The sequence below is a fragment of the Mesorhizobium sp. M0060 genome, assembly GCF_040323155.1.
In the GTDB taxonomy this organism is placed as follows: Bacteria; Pseudomonadota; Alphaproteobacteria; order Rhizobiales; family Rhizobiaceae; genus Mesorhizobium.
Genome location: NZ_JAMYUP010000037.1, coordinates 1 through 20,942 on the forward strand (window position 1 = coordinate 1; position 20,942 = coordinate 20,942).

Sequence of the window (20,942 nt, forward strand, 5' to 3'; positions counted from 1 at the left end):
CATTGGACGTACCGGCAATGGCACTGCAGATTCTGTGTATCCTGTGCGAGCAGGTGCTCAACACCCATGCCCGGCTCCAGACCATTGACCGGTCGATCCTTGCCCAACAAAGAACGAATGAAGTGGCACGGCGTCTATCGACCATACCTGGCATTGGCCCGATCGGTGCCACAGCGTTGGCGGCCTCGGTTGCTGATCCGGGTCAGTTCCGCTCGGGTCGAGAGTTTGCCGCCTGGCTCGGGCTGACACCTTCGCAAAACTCGAGCGGCGGAAAGGACCGTCTCGGGCACATCACCAAGATGGGCGACCGGTACCTGAGAAAGCTCCTTGTGATCGGCGCAACCTCCCTGATCCGACGGGCAAGGCATAAGCCCGAGGCTGCGGATCCGCGCCTCCTCGCGTTGCTCGCCAGGAAGCCAGCGCGCGTGGCGAGCGTAGCGATGGCAAACAAGATGGCCCGCGTGGTGTGGGCTATCATGGCGCGCGGCGAAACCTATCAGGCGCGTCATGCTCCGAACCTTGCAGCGTAAGTTGCGCAGAAGACGAGACACTGAAGCAGAAATCAGATCGAGCCGATCGATCGGCTCCATGAGGTTGTGAGAGCGACGCGATGTGATGGCGAGACGGTCAGGCCGGGAACAGGGACAACCCATGCGATGTCGGAGGCATCATAGCCTGCAAAGCAGATTGGGACCCAGTTCGCCGACCCCATCAGGGCCAGCAGTCTCGAATGGCTGCATCAACAGGCCGGACAGAAGACTGCACCCGACCAACGCGCCATAATGTCGAATTACCTCTTGCATCGCGGGAGCCATCCACAGAGGACATCGCGGGTGCCGACGCCATGAGCGGTGCTGCGCCATGACCCGATATTGCAGAATCGAGCTTAGGCTCTTGTCGTCAGGGTAGAGAGCTGGTCAGTGTCGTAACGGTTCCGCAAGTCTGCAAGCGCTTTCGGATCCGGAGAGCCGTGTGCAGCGAGCCTGGCAAGCTCTTCAAAATAGTGCTCGTGTCCAGGCGGAGAGACGGTCATCAGCACCCGCGCCGGCTCTTCGCTGACATTGGTGATGTTGTGCGGAACGCCCGGTGGAATGAACAGGTAGGTGCCCGCGGTCGCGCGGATCGTCTTGTCCCCAACATGGAGCTGACCGGTTCGGTTGCTCCCGGCGGCATGCGTAGCGCCGGCACCGATTCCACCGCACAGGCATCCGATGCCCAGGACGAAAGGATTGCACGCTTCTCCTGGACGTCCAGCGTCGCGTCAGTCAGCACGTCCTGAGGTCGCTCGAAATGCCGTGCTGGATGGAGCAACCGGTCAAGAAAAACATCAGGACCCTCGGGCCCGATTGGGGGAAAACTCGTCGAAATGGCTCCTTCCATCGATGGTCCTCCGCTTTGAATAGTCTCCTTTGTTGATGTCATCTTTGGTGGCTCTCGCGATTTTCACCAGCCGAAATTTTGGAGAGTTTCGAGCAAATTTCAATGGCCCGACAAGGCCAAATCCTCGCAGTTCAGCCCACGATCAACATTTTTTCGAACCGGTGAAACAATCGGCGTGAATGTCAGTTGTTGCGTCTGGGAAAAGTCGCGCGGCAGCGCCAGGGCGGTCGGGCAGGAGAATCAATCATGTCTTACATTGCCAGGAAGCGACTGAGCATGGGCCTCGTCGCAGGAATCTTGATGCTCTCGGCTGGCGGCTTTGCTCCGGTTTCAGCACAGGAAATCCCGAACGACTTCAGCGCAATCCTGCGTCAGAAGCTGCCGGCCGTGGTCGCGATCACGACGAGGCAGATCATCCAGGACCAAACGATGCTCGACGATTTTCTCAACCCCTTCGACAGCCGCGGGCCTGCCCAGCCGCAGGTGCGAGAAGCTCTCGGCTCCGGCTTCGTGGTCAGTCCGGAGGGCTACATCGTCACCAACAATCATGTCGTGGCCGACTCCACCGAAATCCACGTCGTATTCTCCGATAAGGAGACTTCGCCCGCGCGACTTGTGGGCCGCGATCCAGCAACCGACATCGCGGTGCTGAAGGTCGATCCACGCCCCAACATGACGACGACCGCCTGGGGTGACTCTGACGCAATGCAGCCGGGGGCCTGGACGATCGCGATTGGCAGTCCCTTCGGGCTCGGGGGAACCGTGACCGTCGGCGTTCTTTCCGCCCGCTCGCGCGACATCCAAGCCGGCCCTTACGACGATTTTCTCCAGACAGACGCCTCGATCAATAGAGGCAATTCCGGCGGCCCCCTGTTTAACGCGCGCGGCGAAGTGATCGGGGTCAATACGGCCATCGTCTCTCCGTTTGGCGGCAGCATAGGCATCGGTTTCGCCGTGCCGTCCCGAACCGCACGGAGCGTCGCCGATCAGCTGATCCGCACCGGCCGGATCGAGCGCGGGTTCATCGGAGTGCGTCTCCAGGAGGTGACGCCGTCGCTTGCCCAGGCGCTTGACATATCGAGCACCAAGGGAGCGCTGGTCGCCTCGGTCGAGCCCGGCAGTCCGGCAGAGAAGGCCGGCTTGCAATCGGGGGATGTGATCACCCGGTTCAACGGCAAGGACATTCAGGGCGTCCATGACTTGACGTTGGCGGCAGCTAACGAAAAGCCGGGGTCGAAAGCCACGCTGACAAGGAACCGCGGCGGCTCCCAGCAGGAGGTGGAACTGACCCTCGGTCAACGCAAGGACGAGGAGGTACAGACCGGTGCCGTTCCGAGTCCGGAAGCGGCGGACCAACGCCTCGGGCTGTCGCTCAGCACCATTCCGGACGAAGCGCGCCAGCAACTCGGTCTGCAGCCGGGTACCACCGGCGTGTTTATCCAGGAAGTGGCGCCGAATAGCCCCGCCGCCGAGAACGGCCTTCGACCTGGCGACGTGATTGTCTCGGCCAACAACCGGGATGTGGCACAGCCGTCAGATATCCAGGAGGAGTGGGCAAGATCCCGGCAGCAGCACAAGCCCATTCTGTTGCGCATAAACAGGCAAGGACAATCGCTCTTCATTGCCCTAGCTGCTTCCTGACGTAGCGTGCGTCGAAACCAAAAATGTGGCAAAGTTTCCGTTCCGTATCCGAAAGAACGGAATCAGGTCGCCGGAGCCCAAACATCACTCCAGCCGCCTCCTCCCATCTCGCGCGCGGCAAAAAGCAGCCAGCCGGCCGTGGCTCCCATCATCGTCCGCACTTGAGCAGCTCGTGCCGAGCCCGTGTCAATTTTGACGCACTCCGTTCCTATATAGCGTGATAGAAGACCTTCGCCGCGTTGGCGATGATGAAGACCGGCCTTGCCGGAACCGCGCAGCGAGCGCCCTTCCCGAAGACGCCATATGACCACATCTCGCACGGTCATTGTTGAGACGGCAGCGTCAAAGTTCGCCGCATCAGTTGCAACGAGTTCTGGAAAATCAGGCCGGACTTGATGCCCGCGAATGATAACGTCAGGTCGGCTCGCCGTGTTCTGCATCGCTCGTTGTCGATGGGTGGCGATCATAATCGATGGGCGGGGCAACATAACTTCGGCCTCGGCTCTGCCGAACTCCCTGCCGATTTGGAATGCCGCTGAAAGCTGTCTCATGAACGGAGGGCTGCACGTATTTTGGAGGCATCGTTGGATCTTCCCGCTTTCATTTAGTCGACAATAGCTGGTCCGCTTGGAACGGCAGTCCGTCACCGTTCAAAAGCCACCCGTCGAGGCGGCCCTTTCATTAGGAACCCTCCACATGACCAAACCCACCCCAACGCGCCGCGGCGCCAACACCGACGTGCGTGCGACCGTGAAGCGGCAGCACCTGCAGGTTCAACACTGGCTTTCGCAGGCGATGCCGTCTTTGTCGCGGTCTAGCTTGCGGCCCCAAGAGCAGTTGGCTGGGTACCAACTTGCTTCATCGCACGAGCTGATTTGGGAACAGGTGCGCCGCGGCTCGCATGAATAGCCGCTTTGTGCGACCTGATGGCGGTTGATTAAGCCAAGCGGCTGGTTAGAAAGCGGCCGGTTGTCGGCATGCGCTAGACGCCACACCCAAGGCGCCTGAAAAGTTCCGGCCCACAGACCGAGCTTTGCCGCCTCTGCCTTCGCCTGCTGCCCCGCATAGGCGCCGTGGCTGTAGAGGGGCCAGTCCAGTGCCAAGCGGCCAGCGCTGAACGCTACGACCGTCCGCCCGATCGCAGTTCCCGACAAGACGCCCGTACCGATCACGATCGACAAAACTGCAATGCAGCGGTCGCGAAGCTGCCAGGAACTTGTCCAAGGCTTGGGCAGCGCGGCGCCCGCATGGGTAGTCAAAGCCCTTGGCGTCGTCGCAGTGCTGACGGCTCTCGGGCGCGTCGATGCCATTGAAACGAATCCTTTGGCCTGCAATCTCTACTGTGTCGCCATCGATCACCGAGGCGCGGCCTTCCATGTGGCCAGGCAATGGTTCTGTCCAGTTTGTTATCGTGCTCTGTTGGCCGGCGGTGCTCTGGATCGCGAATTGGGTGACTGCGGCGGCAAGCGTGCCGGCGCCGAGGAAGATCAGCCCCAAGAGGGGTCGCGGCAGCCGCCGTGACGGCATTCTTCTGCCGGCGCGCCTTCGCCAGCGGTCAGCCTGATTGGCGCCTTGATAACGGTGGCCTTTGCCCACGCCCGCTCTCCCGGAAGAGAGAATGCCGCCATTCCGGGCGAGAGTCTAGAAGCTGCACTAGCCGGTCGGCAACTGGTCAACGCGGGGGCACCGGCTCAGCCTTTCAACCGTCTCAACTATGGCCTTCGCAAGCGGGCATCAAGGTCCGCGTGAAGCACCTCCGGGGCGAGGAAGACCTTCGGCACGCCTCGCTGCAGGATTTTTGGGATGAAGACTAGAACGCCGTTTGTGTCTCCAAGACGCGACAACGCAAAGTTCACCGGCCCGGCCAAGCGCCGACTATTTGACAAGCGCGCAAATGGCGTATGCTGTCAGCGTCCAAGCTGTTGGGGACGTAGCGGCTACATGCGCTTGTGCTACCCACCCTGGAGCTGGGGAAGTAACCGGCAAGCTCCTAGAAATTAGAGCATTTGAATTTGACGCGCTGGCACCGCCACCTATGACGACTTTTGGCTTGGGACACCAAGCCTGTGCGGATTTGTCTGGGCTTGTATCACTCGCGCTTGCATACTGGGTGATTTCCCAACCGCCGACGCCGTCCTTCCCCGCCGGACCCTCAGCCCCCATTGCACCTCTAGGTCCCTGCTTGCCGGGAAGACCTTGTGGACCGACAGGCCCTTGGGGCCCTGGGGGGCCTGCCGTTGTGCAACCTGCAAGGAGGGCGACGCATGCTAGAGCGGTAATAATTCTCATGACCACCTCCCCGGTTTCCCGGTGAGTTGACGACAAAAAACATTCGCCAAATCAACCGAATGTACCACCACGCGATTGTCGTGGATAGGAACGCGATCGGCGGCTAACGGAACGTCGCATATGCGCCGTGACGACGGGCGGCCAGCAATCGTAGCGTAGAGTGTTGACGCGCCTTCCTTGCCGTTGAAGCTCTCGATGAAGCCGTATCCGGCATGATGTTCTTGGTGCCATCGTTTGTTCGGTACGTCAGGTTCGTTAAGCTTGGCGCATCCGGGCCACGGGGCACCGGGAGCACGCAAGTGCGGGCAGGCCGGCGTATGCAGATGAACTGCGAGTTCGAGCACATTATCTGGCCGCCCCTACGACTCGCCCGGATGCGCTGCGAGTGCGGATCCGTATTTGTCGTGTTGCCCGCTCGCTCCCTGTTCGTGACCAACGATGGAGGGAACCGTGCGTATTATCGGCATGGACATACACCGCGTAACCGCCGAGGTCGTGTCGTTGCTTGATGGCGAGATCGTCAAGCTCGGCCGCGTTCAAATGCTGCGCAATAAGCTCGAGGAGTTCGCCAGGAAGGAACTCACCCACGATGATCATGTGGTGATCGAGGCGACAGACAATGCTGCTGCCGTCGCTGAAGTGCTGTCGCCCTACGTCCATCGGATCGTGATCGCCAATCCCAAGCAGGTGCACATGACCGCGCACGCGAAGGTGAAGACTGACACGATCGACGCACTGTCCTTGCGAAGCTCTACGCCTCGGGCTTTGTGCCGGAGGTCTGGGTTCCGGATCCGGGGACCCTTGCCCTCCGAAGACAGGTCACCAGGCGGACACAGCTGGTTCGCCAGCGTTCGCGGCTGAAGAACCTGATCCAGTCAATCCTCCACGCCCACCTGATCCCGCCGTGTCCGCATAGGAACCTCGTCGGGATCAGCGGGCGCAAATGGCTGACGAGGCAAATATTGCCTGCGGATGAGCGCGCCGCCATCGAGCGCCACCTCGGCTTGATTAACCAGATCAACGAGGCGTTGACGGTGGTCGAGGCGGATATAGCCGTACATGCCCTTCAGGATCCGACAATCCGCCGCCTGATGACGTTGCCCGGCCTCAACGTCACCGTGGCTGCGAGCGTTGCCGCGGCAATCGGCGACATACGGCGCTTCAGCGATCCACAGAAGCTCGTTGACTATCTTGGCCTCAATCCGAGCGTGCGGCAGTCCGGTGAGGGGCCAGCCTATGACGGGCGCATCACGAAGCAGGGCCGCGGCCATGCGCGGGGGATGCTGGTCGAGGCGGCATGGGCGGCTGTGCGATCGCCAGGACCTCTTCGCGCCTCCCACAAGCGGATCGCCTCGCGCCGCGGGAAGCACATCGCGGCCGTCGCCACTGCGCGCAAGCTTGCAATGATCATCTGGCACATGCTGAGCAAGGATACCGCAAAAAAGCCTCCGCGCTGGGTCGTTGCGCCGAGGCTTTGGGCACGTACAAGCTACACCAACATGTCCGTTTATAAACGTGCGCTAATAATGTAAAAAACGGTGAACCACGCACAGGCGGAAGGGCGCACGCTCAAAGCTGGGGTGAAGCGGCAATATCAGTGATGACAAGTTGCGCACCCTGATTGTTCCACCTAGCTTTCGACCGAACGAGGGGACGAGGATGTCGGCTGTGTTGATTTGGCAAGATGATGTACTCCGTCACCGCTCATGCCGATGAAGGGAGGCTCGAACCGCAAATCTCGAAATGTCTAGTGATGGCCACTGGGACCCCGCACATTCGGGGATTCGAAGCTGATTTTCAGGTGGTGCTAAGCAAGGCCGGCAAGGTGGAGACGATCACCGTTATGCTAGGTATGCTCATACATCGCGCTTTGCTCTGAGTGGCGGCCCAGCAGCTTGGGTTAGGGGGGCCGCTGGGCCTGACCAGCGAGCGTTCGGGAATGCTCGACTGGCCGGTTAGTATTTTAGATAAATCTAATATAATCGAACCATGCGAACGAAGTACGCGGCGGTCTTTCATAGCCCCTCTTTTTGCCCTGGCCGTCCGATTCACTTACCGCGCGGTTTTGCCTTGGGTTCTGGCGAGCTTTCGGAGGGGTTTGCAGCCAATTTTGCAGATCGCCGATCTGTTACCCACAGGGACTTTTTCCTCGCCACCAAATCGTCACGATCGCCCTCAGCGGTCGCTCGGCTATGCATCGCAGCAACTGGGAGCAAACGATGACTGTCCAAAAAGAAGACTATCGAACCAACAGAGCCGACTACGCCATAGTGGGAGATTAACTGCCGGTGCATTACGCGAGTCAATCGATTAAACGACCACTCCGCAGTCGCGAGGGCGGGAAGCAAGCCGACAATTTCAACGTTGGAACGGCTTACAGAGTGCCGGCAACACAGCCGCCCTTTCGTCGGGCTGCGTTGATCGCGTCCATGTTGCCCTTCAGCTCGCCGATCTTGGCTTCACGTACCTTGATGTCTGTGTTGTCCATCATGCTGCCAACCCGGCAAGCCAAGCCAAAACACGCCGTCCACATCATGGCGGGCGGTTCTGTCTTGTATGGCCATTATCGGCGCGAGGTCGGAACTCGTTCGGTAAAGTTCGGCTTCCAACTGGCTGCAGGACTTGCCCGCGTATACGCGGACGAAACCAGCGTGGGCTTGATGTCTGCTGGGCGAGTAGCGCAGCCCGACAAAACGCTGATGGCTACAAACGCACATAACTTGATTCATGCTTCCCCCAAAATGCCCGCGGCTAGCAGGCGCTGAGGGCAGGACGAAGTCTATTTGCCTTGACGGCATGCGGAATATATTCCTATTTTGCGGGATGCCGCACCCTCGCCGACACGAAGCCGTTTCCGAATATCACCTCGCCAAAATTGAACGATAGGCGTGGCTTCTGGCGGTAGAACTCCGCGACGCGCAGTTGTCGCTCAAGCCATTTGGCGAGCATTGGGAAGCGATCGACCATCTGCATCGGGACATAAAGCGGGCGCTCAATCTGCTTAACAATAGGCCGGCGGACTACGAAGAACCACATTTCGCGCCTATGTCGCGAGGGTGAAGAACTAGCCTGTCAGTTTAGTGAAGTCGTGGCGCCGCGCGCGAACATGTGCCAGCAAATTCGTTTCGTTTACGACCCCTGATTGAAAGAGATTCAGCGTGGTCGAGGCCAGAATCTGACCGTCTATCGGGGTGCTGTACCATTTGGCGTCGGCGGTTACCTGGTCGACAACCCGCTGGCAGATCGCCCGATCTTTAGGTCTAAGGAACTGACTTTTCGGTGCTCGTAGCATCTCGACGCCTTGAAACGGGGAGTCACTGTCTCCCGCGCGATACCCATGCGTGGTCTCCGAGCATGGACCCTAAACGCATTCAGACGGAAAATTGCCATTCGTTTGAGTGGTACCGATGTCGCGTGGATAAGTGGCGGTCCGCGAGCTAATCCACCATGTCGCGCAGCGGCTTCTTGCGCTTTGGCGTCCTGTACTTCTCGACCAGCCTGACCTTGTCGATGTCGATCGTCACCAGTGGTCCCAGATCGACGGTCACCCTGCCGCCTTCCTCGTCTACGCGCGTGATCTCTCCGGTAAGCTCGATCTGCTGCCCCTTCTCACCTTGGTATGATCGATGATCGAATGCGGAAAGCTATAGCTCGGAATCGAGACGTTTACGCAGTGCTGAATGACCCGTTTGCGAAGGCGGCCGGGATCGCCACCTCGTCACGAATGGAAATTCCGCGCGCCGTTCCATGAGTCTGGTGCGCTCGGTGCCTTACTCAAGATATTGCTAATTATGGATGAGCCTGCTTCCTCCAATCGATGGATGAAGCCGATCGTGGGCCGGTGCTATTTTGATGCATCGCGCGACTTACCCGACAAGAGCTGGCTCCAGGGGCAAAATATGAGCAAGACGACTCTCATTGCTATCGCAATCCTCGCGATCAGTGTCGGCTGTGCCGAAGCCAAGGACCGTAAGGTCGAAACCGCGACGCTCGGCACGTACGCCAATTCGAAGAACCTGCCGGTTTGTACCGCGTCAAGCTCACCCTTCGAAGTCCTCGGTGATGAATGTTTTCTCGTCACAGGTTCGATGATCTATGGCGACATCGCCGAACTCTCCCGGACAATCACTTTGAGTTGGTAGCCTAACCAACAACCTCCCAGCGCGGCCTCCATTCTCCGGTATGAAGTTGTTGCGTCGCAGGGGCTGCCTTCGCCCAGATATCGACCCAGTCTTCGCGCGTCGCCAATACCGGCGCAATCCCCAGTCACCACGGGCCTCTCCAAAATTCTTATGCCGCCCGCACCTGCGGTCGAGCGTGTCGCGCCAACACAGCAGCGCCTCTGCATCGTTTGGGCAACCCAACGCATAGCTTCCGGTCCGGAAACTCGCTTACGCGTCTCATCGTCCATTCGGCAGCGGAAAATTAGGCCGATTTGGCAGTGCTCAGAATCGCGTAGCTGTCCGATCCGCTCGGAGAGGATGGCGAGTGGTTGCGGCAACTGCGCCTCAAGCTGGCTGGCGACCGCCGTCTGCAGCGCGCTGCTGCGGAGCAGCGCTGACGCTGCGTTCGTCCGGACCGTCGCAAGACCGCTTGATTGTGTCCGGCCTGGAGACAGACAAACGCCGGCGCAACCTCACCCTGAAACCAAAAGACAATATCGATGACCTCCAACAGCTATGCTCCCAAGGGTTCAAGCGCCTGCAAACATTCACCATGCCAATTTCGCCCGCTTCGATAATGACGGCGCCATCAATTTCATGGCGCAAGCCGCTTCATGAACCGGCTAGAAGACCCCACCCCAAAAGCCGCTGATCGATTTGAGCCGCAGTAACGAAGTCTAACCGGGTTCCCACTACAAGAAGCTCAAACCGCGCAAGACCGCTGATCGATACGGCCACGATCTTCAACGGTCTTGCCCAATGGAAGCCGCCCCAATGGAAATCGCCACGAACGGCCATACGACTAGCCATCTGATGACGTCACGGCGCTATGCGCCTCTCTTCTGGACGCAGTTCCTTTCCGCCTTCAACGACAATTTCCTCAAGAACACGCTGGTGTTCCTTATTCTGTTCACCCTGGCGGCGGACAAGCACTTGCATGGCGGATTGAAAGCGTCGTCATGCGTATCCTAGTCCCTTCATGCGCTGATAGGGTCCGCTCCCACTGCTCGCACAATGGCGTGTCCACAGCCGGTATCAGGGCTGTTAGTGATCTTCACACGCGCACCAATGCGCCTTATGGCAGTTCTTCTCCCTCGAGATGCAGCTATCGCCGCACGCCTTGCCGGCGGAGCACGTCTTGCAGCAGCCCTCGACCGGGATTGTCGACCAGGGTATTGGCGGATCCGGGCGCATGACGATCGGCGCCGTCGGCATCAGAATGCCGGCAATCGCCGCACGGCGACGAGTCGAAACATGGTTGCCCCCTCACAAGGAAGGAGGATCAGAGCATTTGTGATGGCTCAAGTCGAGGGAGGTGCAAACGTGATGAAATGCAAGGTTTTCGCCCACTGCCTCACGGTGGAGGGCTCTCCTTTCATCGTGACATCCAGCCGTCCGGCCCGTTGTCTGAGCGCATTGTCTCGTTGAGTTGCCGAAGCCGCTCTTTTCTCGCCGCCTCGGCCGCGGTCCGTAGCGGGTGAAGGGAAAAGCCTCGAGCTTGGAGGCAGAGGGTCACCGCCTTATGCCAGCGAGGCCCTCGCCGGGTCCACATCTTGAGCTGCTCAAGGCTTCCTTCGCATTGTTGCAGCCATGCCTGACACCGGTTTCAGTCTTCACGAACACCGGAGGGACGAACCAGATGGGCGCCATGATACCTCCTACTCAGGGGAGAGATACACGTTGGCCTCCTTGGCAGCCGCCTCAAAGGCTTCACGCACCTCTTGGGGGGAGGCGCTGCCCTGGAACGCATCGACGCAGGATTGGACCGCCTTGGTCCACTTCGGGCCCTTTGGTCCCACCCCATGAGTTCCTCGGCGGCTCCCTCGACGTGGCTGACCCCATTGCGAATGCCCGGACGTTTCGTCTTCACGTAGACCGGGGGAGCGAACCAGAGGGGACCCATAAGGGGGAACTTAGAGCGCCAAGAGCCCGCTGACCAACCCCGCTTTAGCCGCAGCTAAGGAACGATGTAGGCCCTCGCGGGTTTAGAACTCGCAGCGGTCCTTCTTGGATGTGCAGCCGCTGTGGGGGTCCGTCGCCTTTCTCTCACGGGCGGCGGGCTCCTTTCGCGAAGGCGGTGTTGGTCAGAGAACCTTTACCGCAGTTCAAGTTAGCTGGTTGTCATTGGGGGGAGTAATGTCCCCTCCTCTTTTGCAGCGGCCAGGATGCCTTCCGTGCCTCCTCAGGTTCCAGCTCGTCGGCAATGCAGGCCATGCAAACGCGCACCGCTCCCACCAAGGGCCACGCTTGGTCCACTTCATCAGCTCCTCGCCGGCTGCCTCGGCGTTGTTGACGTTGCGGATGATCCCGGGACGCTCGGTCTTGACGGGGACCGGAGGGTTGAACCAGTGGCGAGCCATGAAGGGGCCTTAGGGCGGCTAGCGGGTTTCCTCTCTATGAACCGGCTCAGCGACGAGGACGGCTAACCATTTGTTAGGGATGGTCTGAGTCCGTGACGGGTGTTTCCAAACGTTCATCGACGTTTATCCGAGCGGTCGGTACGAAGCCGGTATGCATCATCTTCCGGTGGGTGTCGCCCTAGTCATTTCGCTTGTAGTCGGTCTAGCCATTGCGGCGATCGCCTCAAAGGACCATTCGGAAATCTGCGGCATCCGATGCTTATTCGTCCTCGGCGAGAGCGTTAATGTGAGGGCTGTCACGCCAAGGCCGGAATGTCGAGAATGAATGGCAGCACACGGTCGCCATTGCCAGGTCACGACAAGCGAAGTTGGCTGACAGCTACTCCTGGGCGTCGAAAGCCACGCAGAGGCCCATGGCAGTTGCTGCCTCGACGATTGCCTCGGTTAGTTCTTCGTCGGAGGCCACCAAATAAGGCGCAGTCTCCCGAGCTTCGCGTAGTGCCGCTTTGATCGAGACCGTGTCGCGACGGTCCGCCCTGTTGAGGAGTACAGTAATTGCTTGTTCTAGAAACGGACCGACCCTTCGCGCGACGCTCATCCAGCCCTCCCCAGGGACACGCCGAAGGGTGACTCTACTCCCTACCTGAGCGGCATCAAGGCCATGTACGAATTGTACAAATTGGTACGGCGCTGGGCCGCCACAGTCAGGAATGTTTGTAGAATTTCTGTGGTGGGGATCGGACACCGGCTCGCGAAGACCCCCATGCTCCTCCTCGATCCTATTGACGCGCCTCGAGCCGCCTTTCTCCCACAATCCCAGGTCGGTCTGTCCTGACGTACACCGCAGGGGGAGGACCAATGGGTTGCCATGAGGCTATTTGCGAAGATCGAACCCGACGAACAGGCCAAAGGCTGGGGCAAGATCGACAATAAGCTCCACCAGCTCGCAGTCAGTTTCCGCCAGATGTGGCCCGTCTCGGCGCACCGCTGCAATAGTCTCTTTGACGGAGATGATTTGGCCGCGACGGGCTTGTAAGATCAGCTCGTGAACAAGGTGTTTGGCAGTCACCTTGTCGGGTCGGCAGTTCGTCCAAACGTTCATACAAGGCCTCCCACCTCAGCGAGAACCCAAGGGGCATTCATGACCCACTGTCGGGAAAAATCAAGAAGAATGTTTGGTGGAAATTTCTGGGTGGGAACCAGAAAAAGTACGGAGCGAGCCTCTGTACTCTTCCCGCTTTGACGCTCAGCCAGCCGGCTAGGGACCTTCTTCCGTCGGAGCCCGTTTGGCCCGATCAATAGCCGCAAGTAATGACTGTAGGGTTGGCGGCAGTTCTGGTTCGACCCCCAGATTTAAGAACGTTTGTACGTTATGACGATAGCCATCGGAACGGATCAGTTTCCGAAACGCTTCGGAGACAGACTGATGGTCTGCTTTGTTGCTGGTCGTCATGTTCGGGAAGTCCGTCCCAATGAGCCGCAACTCGCCCGCAACGAATGGGTTCCATCAGGAGGTCGGAATATTTGGTAGAAATTTCTGAGCGGGAGATCGGATAACTGGCTCGCGCGAAGACCCCCCGTTGCTCGAGCGCATTACCTTCACCAACTACTTCGCGCGCGAGATTGCGTTGCCGGTCCGTCTCGACTTCGATGCCGATTTCCGAGACATGTTCGAGGTGCGCGGCACCACGCGTAGCCGTCGCGGTCGTGCCCCTGACGCGCTGATTGGTGAGGCAAGCGTCACATTTCGGTACGAAGGGCTTGATAATGTAGCGCGCCAGTCGGTCATTGCGGAGCCGGATCAGGTGCATTCCAGTTACGCCGAGTTCCGCATTGTCGTGCCGAGCCGTGACCGCAGGATCCTCCATCTGGATGGTCGGTCACGGCGAAGAGATTCCGTCCAGTGACCGGTTTCGTGCCGCCGCTGCGCGAGCGCGATGTGCGATTCGCTCAAAGCGCCGGCAAGGCGCCACCGTTTTCAGTTCCGGACGCGTGTTCAATGACTGGCTGGCCCGCATACGTACCGACATCGCGCTCCTGACAACCGACCTCGAGACGGGACCATACCCTATGCCGGCATTCCATGGTTCTCAACCGCCTTTGGTCGCGACGGAGTCATTTCCGCCTTGCAGATGCTCTGGCTCAATCCCGAGCTTGCCCGTGGCGTGCTGGCGTTTCTCGCCCGCTACCAATCGACCGAGACTTCCGTCTTCGGAGACGCGGAGCCAGGCAAGATCATGCACGAAATGCGCAAGGGCAAGATGGCCGTGCTTCGCGAGTTGCCGTTCGGCCGTTACTATGATGGCGTCGACACCACTCCGCTGCACATCTATCTGGCTTCGTCCTACGCCGACAGGACCGGAGATGAGGACTTTGTCGATCGCATTTGGGAATCACTGGGTGCTGCCACGGCTTGGATGGAAGAGGTCGGAGCCCGCAACGGGGAGGGGTTCGTTACCTACAGCAGGGCAGCGGATACGGGCCTCTTCAATCAGGGCTGGAAGGACAGTGCCGATGCGATCTTCCATACCGACGGCACTATTCCCAAGGGACCGATCGCCTTAGTCGAGCTGCAAGGTTACGTCTTCGCAGCATACCAACCGCGCTGAACGCTCGCACCTACCAAGCCGGACAGCGCTACTGGTTCGCCGCATGTTGCACAGGAGCGGAAGAAGCTCGAACGCCGAGGCTTTACCCCAAGCCAGATCGACGCCGAGATCAGCCGCTATGCGACGGCGATCAGCCGCATCCTTCACTCTCAAAAGCAATATGGCTCAACACCGGATAGTGCCGCATGAGCGAGGGAGCGAGCATGTCCGTCCGCGAAGCGGAACGGAATGGGGGTGTGGGGCCTCAGGCCCCCCGGCTTCCTTATGTTGGCGCCGCGCGCGCGATGGGATTTCGAGGCAGTGGAGCGCATGCCCGATGACAGGTTCCTCGCGAGCACCAGGCCGCGCACCATGAGCTGCGCTCGCCGTCTGTCGACCTGGTTGCCGCCGTGCTTGAGCGCGAGTGGTGCCGGTGGCCTGAAGGTCGCGACGAATCAACCGCCGGCCCAGTTCAACCCGCGCGACGTCCTTCAAAGCTCGGGGGATCGATCTTCACCAAGCGGTCTGCGGCCTCGACCGCAGTTCGTATCCTGCTGCACAGCGCAAGATTTTCGGCCAGCATTTCTTCAGTGCGTTGAAGTGCGAGCTCGGTCCGGTGGATGCGCTGCCTGGCATTGGCAACTTCCGATGTCAAAAGATCGGCCGCCATCCCGTGGCCGTGGGGTTCCATAGTGTCCATGGGTTTCCAATACATGGGGGGCGATATCGTTCCATGATGTCGGGCGAAACGGCGGGCCGCAGAAAAGCGCGATGGGCCGAATGACCAATGCGCTCCCTGTCAAAACAGCGGACGCTGAGGAAGATCACAAGGGAAGCCCTAAGGCGCAACTCAACCTCAAAGCGAACGGTCCGTTTTTTTGGAACTTTGTGGGCTGGTCGACAAATTGCACGACGTTCCCTGATATGACAGGCACTCTGACCCTGTCGTTCCCAGTCAGGCGAATGTCGCTGTCGTCTCGACGGACCAAAACCATCACCTTTCGGACCGATCACGTGACGATTCGCGACGGCATGAAAAGATGGACGGCGGCACCCGCTAGCGGGTGCCTTGTCGGTGCTGCAGGCCGCAGGCCGAAGCAAGCGAGGCCGGTTTTCTGCTTGTGGGGGAACAGCGCCTTTTATTCCCCTGCCCAATACCGAGCAGGTGCGCGACCAACGCAGGCGTGATGAATGCGAGCAGTTCCACACGAGCAGACCGACCCCACCAGCGCCGCATCCTCGCGACGACTCGGACCGTCTCGAAATGCACGGGCACTGTTTAAACCATCAGGACGGTGGAGAGGGCGAGAGCAGTAGCTATTCTGAAATCTCCAACGATGGTCGGCAAACCGATAATGGAAGCGAGCAGTCAGTCGGCGCCAGAATGGTTGTCGGCCACCTAAGTCGAAGAAATTCTGGAGGAGGAACAAGGCGTCCAAAGGACGGGGTCAATCACCGCCCAGCATACGGCTACGAGGTGTGGTTCAGGGGATTTAGCCGTAGTGCCAGTGCGGCTTTGGCTCGGTGCCGGTGAACATGACGCCGATGCGGTCTTCGCGACGCCAACGAACCACCGCCTTGTAGGCGATGCCGTCGGTCGGCACATAGAGCAGGAATTCGTCGGGGACGCGAGCGTCGATCGAGGCCTTCAGTTCGGCGCCGCCGGCATGCATGTTGCGCACCGTGCACGTGACCTCGGAATGGGTCATGCCGGTCAGGATTGTTGCGCCCTTGAAGACGCGCTGCCTGCGTTGGCGCCTCTGTTCGTCTTCAGCCATTTCGCCTAATTCCCGGCGTCTGTCGCTTCGTGTAGTTTTTGGTCTGCCAGATAATTGAGCTTGGCTGATGAACATAGCGTTATCGTCAGAGGCGGCGTGACATGCGGGATCGGTTGTGGAAGTACGTTTCAGGAGCATGCCGGCCTCCTACCAAAGGGCTTGCCAAGGCCGCCGGCGACCCCACAATGGGTCAAGCCGGGGATCAAAGCCCGCGTGAAGCACCTTGCGGCAAGGAAGAGCTTCGCTGCAGGTTTTTTGATGGAGAACTAGCTGCGGCGTCCGACTAGAATGAGCCTTATGTTCCAATCAACGGAACCGTGACGGTTGTCGCATAATTAATCGGATACCGGTCGAAATACGGGAATTCAATCACGAACGCATATTTGGCGGTCAGATGGGCCATTCGAAAGCCGCCGCTGGGGGCGTCGATTGCTATTGTTATGTCGACATCGCTTAATCCCAAACTCAGCAATTTTGCCGTGGCTATCGCTTTTATCTCGGCTTCGGTCAGCGAGTTCTTCATTTGCAGCGCTCGTGAGGACGTTTCCAGAGTATAGCGAACACTCGACATGGCATTCAGAGCCCAGCCGAATGCGAAGATGCCGATCAAAAGCATTATCAGAATAGGCGCGATCAGCGCGAACTCCAATGCGGCTCCGCCTGATACCCCACGTATGAAGGCTCCCGCTTTAGCGGACACGAATCACCTGTTTGTGGCTGATCTCGCGCGAGAGGGAAAAATCGCCAAAACTGAAGGGCGGGAACCAGGTGGCTGTCGCCTGTATTTCGACGAAAACCGCGGGAGCTTTCAAACTGTCGCACAGGACAGATGGATCGACCACGGTGATCCCGCACATATATTTCCGGCTCAGCGTCACCTGCGCGTCATCGGGATGATTTTCCCAGCTCGAAAGGGCGACGGCTTGGGTAGCCGCGTCGTCGGCCGCGCCTTGCATCACGAGGTTCGCCGCCGTTTTGACGCCTGCACGCATCGACAACGCGCTTGATACGAAAGACCAGCCGTTAATAACGCCAAGAAGTACCAGGCAAAGGATCGGCACAATCAGCGCAAACTCTACCGCAGCAACACCCGAATCGCTCCGGAACATCCGGACGGATCGCCGTTCCACGAAGATTACTCCACAAGCCGAACGGATTGCGTCGCCGGAATGTCGCGCATTCCGAGGCTCGTGCAATCCTGGCTGATGCTCGTGTTGCCGGACCACTGCAAGGTACTGGCGACGACCTGCGTGCAACCACCTTTGCCAGAGAAATTGCCCAGAAAATTGACATCCTGTGTTGGAAAATACAAAGCGCCGGTCAAAAGCGAGTCCGCCGTGCCATTGAACGTGTTCGATCCTGCCAGGTTAGCCCTGTTGCCGTAAAACAGCACACCGGAATACGTGCCCGACGTCGGTGCGCTAAGCTTGACGGTGGCGTTGCCGTTCATGCTGACGCCCGAGCTGCCGGCCAGATAAATGATGACTCCGTCGCCGGAAATATTGGCGTTCGCGTTCGCCTTGAAATCACCGCCTTGAATGACGTACACGCCGGGCGCGAGCGCAACATTGCCGCTCAAGCTCAGCCCGCTGCAGTATGTCCCGGGGTTCAGGGTCGACAATTTCGAGTTTTGACAGGGGGTTGTGGCTGGTGGCGCCAGCAGGTCGGCAAAGGGATCACCAGCGGGTAAGGCCTGGGTTATCGGGCTGGCGCAAACAGTCGTCACGGGGTTGTTCAACGAAACACCGCCGGCCGATATCAGGCAGTCGGCCTGAAGGTTTGCCGATCCCTGAAGCTTGATCGCATCGGCGGCAATGGAATTGGACATGACGGAGCAGCCCGTCATTTTTATGGTCGAACTGCCGGAAAACAGCGCCGCTCTCGGGGCGGAACGATTGAGCGACAAAGCGCAGGCCTTTGAGGCGTCAGTGATAAAAGCCACCGCTCTTGCCCGTGCGCCGATCGCGTTTTGCGTGAATATCGATGTGAAAAACCGATCGAGGGTCTGATGAACGATGACCTCGACGGCCTTTTGGGCGACATTCGGGCCAGAGGACGGGGGAGTGAAGATTTCGATTGTGCCTGTTGACGGGTCCCAGCCGTTCGTCGTCGCTGACAGTGTCGCGGCGGCGACTATCGTTGGCTTGTCAGATCCCGAAACCTTTTCCAAAGCGCCAGCATAGGCTGCCGCATCCGCCACCGCCTGTAATTTCAGGCTGCTAAAATACCAGTAGGAGGTCTCGATACCGAGACCCGCTGCGCCGACGACAATCGGCAAAGATAGGGCAAAAATAGTAGCAACGTTGCCGCTCGTCCCGACGCCTCGTCGCAAACACCGAACCAACCGCCTCGATATGGGGCGCCCCATTTCCATGGGGTATTTAACGAAAGATGGATGAAGGAATGGCTAAGAATTGCGCTCCATTTGATATATCCGCTCCTTGGCGCGGCCGGCACAAGTTTCCGCGGCCGCACTCGGCGAGCACGCTGCTGGTCGCTGGCCCTCTCTTCAACCGGCGGCGCCAGTCGCGTATCGGGTTAGCGTTTCCAGTCTCGATGATTGACTTTGCGAGTGTTTCGCCCTCGTGGATGGGCTAACGGCCATAGCCGCGACAAATGAAATCAGATTTGCGCCAGCGCAAAGCGTGCACGGCAAGCAGGCCTCACCTGCACGCGCTCCACTTTGACAAGCCTAGGCGCCAATTGCACGGCGCTTCCAGGAGTTCCACCTCGAGCTATGTGCGCTCTCGCGCGAAACAGCGCGCCCCCTTTCCAGGCCTTCGAAGCAATCCGTCGCTGAGAACACGCGCGACTCACGAGCGTTTCAATGGAGGGAGTTGCTTGCCACGCTCGATGTTGGAGATACTTTCCAGTTGCGGCCGATGCGATCGGCCATTGGTTTGGACGCGTACATGCCGTTCGCAGGCGGCTTGTGGGCGCGACGTGAACGGAAAAGAAACGTTTCCAACATTAGATTCCGCGATTCGAATGAATCTCGCCTGTTCGGCATAGTCGCAACGCGGTGCTGGGCTAGTCGTGCCAACAAATGAATTAGCGCCCTGGCGGAACTGAGCCCGATGAACAGCTTGACGATACGCCGCCGCATACTCGCCAGTTTCGCGGCCGTTCTGGTTGTCATGTCGGTTATGGCCATCATTACATACGTTTGGTTTCTCCAGACGGAGCAAGAAGCGACCAGCGTGGAAAAGGAAACTCTTCCGGACCTCTATCACAGCACCCAGATCATGATGGGACAGATGGATGCCCATAGTCTTCTCCAGGAATATGCTCTTCAGGACAATCCTGCCGACAAGCGGGCTTTCGAGGCTACCATCAAGGCGAACCGCGACGCCCTGCAACGGTCGATGGACGAGTATGAAGAGACCATTGAGTCCGATTTGGACAAGCAGAACTACGCTGTCGTCAAGGACCTCGCCGATCAATTCCGCCAAGCCGAAGCCGCCGTACTGGATGCCAGTCGTGCCGCGTTGGCGAAGGGAGAGATCCCCAACGAGCGCCCGGCCATCAAGAACAATGTGGAGCCGATCTTTCGGAAATTGCAATCGGCTCTGCAAGCCATGGTCGAGGACCATAGAGGAGAGGCAAACAGCTCGACCCAAAAGATAGGTTCGATCGTCCGCACAGCGAAGTTGGGCCTGATTGCCGGGTTCCTCGTAGCACTCGGTTTGGCCCTTTTGTGCGGCTATCTTCTATTCCGTGCCGTTAGTGTCCCGCTTGGCCGATTGCTCGATCTCGTCCGTGTAATGCGCCTGGGCGACTTCAGCGGGCGCCTCGATTTGAAGCGCAAGGACGAGTTTGACACGCTGGCTGAGGGCTTCAACACCATGGCCGATGATCTCACCACGCTGATAGGCCAGGTTCAGAAATCCAGCATTCAAGTCAACACATCGATAACCGAGGTGGCCGCCACCTCAAAGGAACAGCAGGCAACCGCAAATGAGATCGCGGCCACTACGACCGAAATCCGAGCGACCGCGAAGGAAATCTCGGCAACCTCCAATGAGCTCGTACGAACGATGAGCGAAGTTTCTGCGGTCGCCGAGCAAACCGCCACGCTCGCCACCGGCGGACAAGCAGGGCTGGCACGCATGGAGGCAACCATGCAGCACGTCATGGAAGCCGCCACCGCGATTAATTCCAAACTTGCGATCCTGAGCGAGAAGGCCGGCAATATCAATCAGGTGGTGACCACGATCACCAAGGTTGCCGACCAGACCAACCTTCTTTCGCTAAACGCCGCAATCGAGGCTGAAAAGGCGGGCCAATATGGGCGAGGCTTTGCGGTCGTGGCAACGGAGATCCGGCGGCTTGCCGACCAAACCGCCGTCTCGACATACGACATCGAGCAGATGGTCAAGGAAATTCAATCCGCCGTCGCAGCCGGCGTCATGGGCATGGACAAATTCTCCGAGGAGGTCCGACGTGGCATGCAAGATGTGCAGCAGGTCGGCGGCCAACTCTACGAGATTATTCAGCAGGTCCAGGGCCTGGTACCACGCTTCGAAGTCGCCAATGAAGGAATGCAGGCCCAGGCAACGGGCGCAGCGCAGATCAGTGAGACGCTGATACAATTGAGCGAAGCCGCTCAGCAAACGGTTGAATCCCTCCAGCAATCCACGCTCGCGATCGACGAACTCAATCGGGTTTCGGGCGGGTTACGCAGCAGCATTTCCCGTTTCAAACTGCGGGCGCTGCGAGAGGTGCCTGCGAGCTAGGACGACA

18 protein-coding genes and 4 pseudogenes are annotated in these 20,942 nt (G+C 59.1%); 8 read left to right on the plus strand and 14 right to left on the minus strand.

Features of this window, described 5'->3' with window-relative positions; translation table 11 throughout:
- Positions 1–530, plus strand: a 530-nt coding sequence (locus tag NKJ94_RS26235; protein ID WP_352529179.1) for an IS110 family RNA-guided transposase, incomplete at its 5' end; no start/stop codon positions are given.
- 356 nt (positions 531–886) lie between these two features.
- Here NKJ94_RS26235 and NKJ94_RS26240 read toward each other — a convergent pair.
- A pseudogene (locus NKJ94_RS26240) lies at positions 887–1,141 on the minus strand (cupin domain-containing protein); the annotation flags it as partial.
- A gap of 2 nt (positions 1,142–1,143) precedes the next feature.
- A pseudogene (locus tag NKJ94_RS26245) lies at positions 1,144–1,380 on the minus strand (hypothetical protein); the annotation flags it as partial.
- A 276-nt stretch (positions 1,381–1,656) separates the two neighbouring features.
- On the opposite strand from NKJ94_RS26245, the gene NKJ94_RS26250 reads away from it, so the two are divergent.
- The gene (locus NKJ94_RS26250; protein ID WP_352529181.1) at positions 1,657–3,021 is read left to right on the plus strand and encodes a Do family serine endopeptidase; all 1,365 of its coding nucleotides are present in this window, start codon (positions 1,657–1,659) and stop codon (positions 3,019–3,021) included.
- Positions 3,022–3,083: 62 nt separating this feature from the next.
- On the opposite strand, the gene NKJ94_RS26255 is transcribed toward NKJ94_RS26250, so the two are convergent.
- The 3 genes from NKJ94_RS26255 to NKJ94_RS26265 all read right to left on the minus strand — a co-directional run bounded on the left by NKJ94_RS26255 (position 3,084) and on the right by NKJ94_RS26265 (position 4,356).
- Positions 3,084–3,572, minus strand: a complete 489-nt coding sequence (locus NKJ94_RS26255) for a hypothetical protein (RefSeq protein WP_352529183.1) — start codon at positions 3,570–3,572, stop codon at positions 3,084–3,086.
- A gap of 222 nt (positions 3,573–3,794) precedes the next feature.
- Complete coding sequence (locus tag NKJ94_RS26260; RefSeq protein ID WP_352529185.1) at positions 3,795–4,016, minus strand: excalibur calcium-binding domain-containing protein; 222 nt, start codon at positions 4,014–4,016, stop codon at positions 3,795–3,797.
- Entirely contained in the window at positions 3,976–4,356 is a 381-nt protein-coding gene (locus tag NKJ94_RS26265; RefSeq protein ID WP_352529220.1) for a thermonuclease family protein, read from the minus strand. Before NKJ94_RS26265 ends, NKJ94_RS26260 begins: the two co-directional genes overlap by 41 nt.
- Here NKJ94_RS26265 and NKJ94_RS26270 point away from each other — a divergent pair.
- Positions 4,249–4,542, plus strand: a complete 294-nt coding sequence (locus tag NKJ94_RS26270) for a hypothetical protein (protein WP_352529226.1) — start codon at positions 4,249–4,251, stop codon at positions 4,540–4,542. The genes NKJ94_RS26265 and NKJ94_RS26270 overlap by 108 nt on opposite strands.
- A gap of 1,218 nt (positions 4,543–5,760) precedes the next feature.
- Positions 5,761–6,740 (plus strand): annotated as a pseudogene (locus NKJ94_RS26275) (IS110 family RNA-guided transposase); the annotation flags it as partial.
- A gap of 1,381 nt (positions 6,741–8,121) precedes the next feature.
- On the opposite strand, the gene NKJ94_RS26280 reads toward NKJ94_RS26275, so the two are convergent.
- A complete protein-coding gene (locus NKJ94_RS26280; protein WP_023680684.1) occupies positions 8,122–8,346 on the minus strand; it encodes a hypothetical protein in 225 nt (74 codons plus the stop codon).
- 644 nt (positions 8,347–8,990) lie between these two features.
- Between NKJ94_RS26280 and NKJ94_RS26285 the strand changes: the two genes are divergently transcribed.
- Positions 8,991–9,452: a hypothetical protein gene (locus tag NKJ94_RS26285; RefSeq protein WP_352469333.1), complete on the plus strand. Its 462-nt coding sequence runs from the start codon at positions 8,991–8,993 to the stop codon at positions 9,450–9,452.
- 795 nt (positions 9,453–10,247) lie between these two features.
- On the plus strand, positions 10,248–10,445 hold the full coding sequence (locus tag NKJ94_RS26290; protein ID WP_352529187.1) for a hypothetical protein: 198 nt from the start codon (positions 10,248–10,250) through the stop codon (positions 10,443–10,445).
- 686 nt (positions 10,446–11,131) lie between these two features.
- On the opposite strand, the gene NKJ94_RS26295 is transcribed toward NKJ94_RS26290, so the two are convergent.
- From NKJ94_RS26295 to NKJ94_RS26305, 3 genes are all read right to left on the minus strand, one after another.
- Positions 11,132–11,272, minus strand: coding sequence for a DUF982 domain-containing protein (locus NKJ94_RS26295; RefSeq protein WP_352529189.1), 141 nt, complete (start codon positions 11,270–11,272; stop codon positions 11,132–11,134).
- A gap of 940 nt (positions 11,273–12,212) precedes the next feature.
- Entirely contained in the window at positions 12,213–12,431 is a 219-nt protein-coding gene (locus NKJ94_RS26300) for a hypothetical protein (protein ID WP_352469336.1), read from the minus strand.
- A 276-nt stretch (positions 12,432–12,707) separates the two neighbouring features.
- The gene (locus tag NKJ94_RS26305; protein ID WP_352495650.1) at positions 12,708–12,935 is read right to left on the minus strand and encodes a hypothetical protein; all 228 of its coding nucleotides are present in this window, start codon (positions 12,933–12,935) and stop codon (positions 12,708–12,710) included.
- Positions 12,936–13,413: 478 nt separating this feature from the next.
- On the opposite strand from NKJ94_RS26305, the pseudogene NKJ94_RS37625 reads away from it, so the two are divergent.
- Positions 13,414–14,433, plus strand: a pseudogene (locus NKJ94_RS37625) (glycogen debranching N-terminal domain-containing protein); the annotation flags it as partial.
- Positions 14,434–14,893: 460 nt separating this feature from the next.
- Here NKJ94_RS37625 and NKJ94_RS26320 read toward each other — a convergent pair.
- The 5 genes from NKJ94_RS26320 to NKJ94_RS26340 form a co-directional block, all read right to left on the minus strand.
- Positions 14,894–15,121: a hypothetical protein gene (locus tag NKJ94_RS26320; protein WP_023679051.1), complete on the minus strand. Its 228-nt coding sequence runs from the start codon at positions 15,119–15,121 to the stop codon at positions 14,894–14,896.
- Positions 15,122–15,914: 793 nt separating this feature from the next.
- Positions 15,915–16,199, minus strand: a complete 285-nt coding sequence (locus tag NKJ94_RS26325; protein WP_023680838.1) for a PilZ domain-containing protein — start codon at positions 16,197–16,199, stop codon at positions 15,915–15,917.
- A 295-nt stretch (positions 16,200–16,494) separates the two neighbouring features.
- On the minus strand, positions 16,495–16,848 hold the full coding sequence (locus NKJ94_RS26330) for a TadE/TadG family type IV pilus assembly protein (protein ID WP_352529192.1): 354 nt from the start codon (positions 16,846–16,848) through the stop codon (positions 16,495–16,497).
- A gap of 40 nt (positions 16,849–16,888) precedes the next feature.
- Entirely contained in the window at positions 16,889–17,329 is a 441-nt protein-coding gene (locus NKJ94_RS26335; RefSeq protein ID WP_352529193.1) for a TadE/TadG family type IV pilus assembly protein, read from the minus strand.
- A 5-nt stretch (positions 17,330–17,334) separates the two neighbouring features.
- A complete protein-coding gene (locus NKJ94_RS26340; RefSeq protein ID WP_352495652.1) occupies positions 17,335–18,573 on the minus strand; it encodes a pilus assembly protein TadG-related protein in 1,239 nt (412 codons plus the stop codon).
- 703 nt (positions 18,574–19,276) lie between these two features.
- Here NKJ94_RS26340 and NKJ94_RS26345 point away from each other — a divergent pair.
- On the plus strand, positions 19,277–20,935 hold the full coding sequence (locus NKJ94_RS26345; protein ID WP_352529195.1) for a methyl-accepting chemotaxis protein: 1,659 nt from the start codon (positions 19,277–19,279) through the stop codon (positions 20,933–20,935).
- Positions 20,936–20,942: the final 7 nt, after the last annotated feature.

Coding starts and splice junctions, on each gene's coding strand:
- NKJ94_RS26250 (WP_352529181.1), top strand. CDS start 1,657: ATGGGCCTCGTCGCAGGAATCTTGATGCTCTCGGCTGGCGGCTTTGCT.
- NKJ94_RS26255 (WP_352529183.1), bottom strand. CDS start 3,572: ATGAGACAGCTTTCAGCGGCATTCCAAATCGGCAGGGAGTTCGGCAGA.
- NKJ94_RS26280 (WP_023680684.1), bottom strand. CDS start 8,346: ATGTGGTTCTTCGTAGTCCGCCGGCCTATTGTTAAGCAGATTGAGCGC.
- NKJ94_RS26285 (WP_352469333.1), top strand. CDS start 8,991: ATGACCCGTTTGCGAAGGCGGCCGGGATCGCCACCTCGTCACGAATGG.
- NKJ94_RS26290 (WP_352529187.1), top strand. CDS start 10,248: ATGGAAATCGCCACGAACGGCCATACGACTAGCCATCTGATGACGTCA.
- NKJ94_RS26300 (WP_352469336.1), bottom strand. CDS start 12,431: ATGAGCGTCGCGCGAAGGGTCGGTCCGTTTCTAGAACAAGCAATTACT.
- NKJ94_RS26305 (WP_352495650.1), bottom strand. CDS start 12,935: ATGAACGTTTGGACGAACTGCCGACCCGACAAGGTGACTGCCAAACAC.
- NKJ94_RS26320 (WP_023679051.1), bottom strand. CDS start 15,121: ATGGACACTATGGAACCCCACGGCCACGGGATGGCGGCCGATCTTTTG.
- NKJ94_RS26325 (WP_023680838.1), bottom strand. CDS start 16,199: ATGGCTGAAGACGAACAGAGGCGCCAACGCAGGCAGCGCGTCTTCAAG.
- NKJ94_RS26340 (WP_352495652.1), bottom strand. CDS start 18,573: ATGGAAATGGGGCGCCCCATATCGAGGCGGTTGGTTCGGTGTTTGCGA.
- NKJ94_RS26345 (WP_352529195.1), top strand. CDS start 19,277: ATGAACAGCTTGACGATACGCCGCCGCATACTCGCCAGTTTCGCGGCC.